Here is an 823-nt window from a genome sequence, read left to right as displayed (position 1 = left end):
ATTTTTTAGGGAATCAATGGGCAATGTGACAACAGCTAAGGATTTCCTCACCCATTATTTGCCCAAAAATGTCTTGCAAATTATCGACTTAAACACATTGGAACCACAAAAAGATAGCTTTATCAATCAAGAACTGGAAGAAGGTTTTTCCGATTTACTTTTCAAGGTAGACATATCCGGAAAAGAAGGTTATCTTTACTTTCTTTTTGAGCACAAAAGTTATCCGGATAAAGGGATTTCCCTTCAACTGTTGAAATATATGGTTGAAATTTGGGAAGCTAAAATGAATAAGGAAGAGCAACAGCAGCTACCGATTGTCATCCCACTCGTTATCTATCATGGAAAAACAAGTTGGTCGATTCCAACAAGCTTGGGAGCCAATCTAAATGGGTATGAAGAACTTCCAAAAGATGTCAAGGTCCATGTCCCGGATTTTGACTACATCATTTATGACATATCCGGTTTTTCTGATGAAGAAATTAAAGGCAAAGTACAAACCCGGATTCTACTGACACTACTTCGTGATATATTCACAAAAGACATCGACGAACTCATACACTCTATTCTTAAATGTATCCACTACTTACTAGAGCTGGAAGATAAACAAACAGGCATTGAATTTTTAGAAACGATGATACGATATGTTTTTAGTGCTGCAAAATACTTAACAAAAGATGATATGAATAAAATAAGACGGGAAATTGAAACAACTTTTCCAGAGGGGAGTGAAGTAACCATGACATTAGCTGATATTTTAAGAGAAGAAGGTATGAAAAAAGGATGGGAAGAAGGATTAGAAAAAGGAATTGAAAAAGGAATTGAA

Annotated in this window: 1 protein-coding gene; it reads left to right on the top strand. The window is 35.4% G+C overall.

Annotation, left to right across the window (positions count from 1 at the left end; all coding sequences use genetic code 11):
• The coding region (locus tag LIZ98_RS17565; protein WP_227203173.1) for an Rpn family recombination-promoting nuclease/putative transposase at positions 1–823 on the top strand (823 nt) is incomplete at both ends.

The organism is Caldibacillus sp. 210928-DFI.2.18 (assembly GCF_020554505.1).
Lineage (GTDB): Bacteria > Bacillota > Bacilli > Bacillales > Caldibacillaceae > Caldifermentibacillus > Caldifermentibacillus hisashii.
This window is presented reverse-complemented; position numbering and strand designations above follow the sequence as displayed.